General features: G+C 55.6%; 1 rRNA gene. It reads right to left on the bottom strand.

What is annotated here, in order from left to right:
* Positions 1-31: 31 nt before the first annotated feature.
* Positions 32-1427: ribosomal RNA gene (locus FHS42_RS36020) — 23S ribosomal RNA — on the bottom strand; the annotation flags it as partial.

Genomic DNA, 1427 nt, shown 5'->3' with positions numbered 1-1427 from the left:
TTCAGAACTAACACAGTGGACGCGAGCAACTGAGGACAAGCCCTCGGCCTATTAGTACCAGTCAACTCCACCTCTTACGAGGCTTCCATATCTGGCCTATCAACCCAGTCGTCTACTGGGAGCCTTAACCCATCAAGTGGGTGGGAGTCCTCATCTCGAAGCAGGCTTCCCGCTTAGATGCTTTCAGCGGTTATCCCTCCCGAACGTAGCCAACCAGCCATGCCCTTGGCAGGACAACTGGCACACCAGAGGTTCGTCCGTCCCGGTCCTCTCGTACTAGGGACAGCCCTTCTCAAGACTCCTACGCGCACAGCGGATAGGGACCGAACTGTCTCACGACGTTCTAAACCCAGCTCGCGTACCGCTTTAATGGGCGAACAGCCCAACCCTTGGGACCGACTCCAGCCCCAGGATGCGACGAGCCGACATCGAGGTGCCAAACCATCCCGTCGATATGGACTCTTGGGGAAGATCAGCCTGTTATCCCCGGGGTACCTTTTATCCGTTGAGCGACGGCGCTTCCACAAGCCACCGCCGGATCACTAGTCCCGACTTTCGTCCCTGCTCGACCCGTCAGTCTCACAGTCAAGCTCCCTTGTGCACTTACACTCAACACCTGATTGCCAACCAGGCTGAGGGAACCTTTGGGCGCCTCCGTTACTCTTTAGGAGGCAACCGCCCCAGTTAAACTACCCACCAGACACTGTCCCTGATCCGGATCACGGACCCAGGTTAGACATCCAGCACGACCAGAGTGGTATTTCAACAACGACTCCACACACACTGGCGTGCATGCTTCACAGTCTCCCACCTATCCTACACAAGCCGAACCGAACACCAATATCAAGCTATAGTAAAGGTCCCGGGGTCTTTCCGTCCTGCTGCGCGAAACGAGCATCTTTACTCGTAATGCAATTTCACCGGGCCTATGGTTGAGACAGTCGAGAAGTCGTTACGCCATTCGTGCAGGTCGGAACTTACCCGACAAGGAATTTCGCTACCTTAGGATGGTTATAGTTACCACCGCCGTTTACTGGCGCTTAAGTTCTCAGCCTCGCCACCCCCAAAAGGATGACTAACCGGTCCCCTTAACGTTCCAGCACCGGGCAGGCGTCAGTCCGTATACATCGCCTTACGGCTTCGCACGGACCTGTGTTTTTAGTAAACAGTCGCTTCTCGCTGGTCTCTGCGGCCACCCCCAGCTCACCCAGTAAATAGGATCACCGGAAATGGCCCCCCTTCTCCCGAAGTTACGGGGGCATTTTGCCGAGTTCCTTAACCATAGTTCACCCGAACGCCTCGGTATTCTCTACCTGACCACCTGAGTCGGTTTAGGGTACGGGCCGCCATGAAACTCGCTAGAGGCTTTTCTCGACAGCATAGGATCATCCACTTCACCACAATCGGCTCGGCATCAGGTCTCACCC

It is taken from the genome of Streptomyces zagrosensis (assembly GCF_014203645.1).
In the GTDB taxonomy this organism is placed as follows: Bacteria; Actinomycetota; Actinomycetes; order Streptomycetales; family Streptomycetaceae; genus Streptomyces; species Streptomyces zagrosensis.
Note: the sequence above shows the minus strand (reverse complement) of the source record. Positions and strands in the feature narration are given on the sequence as shown.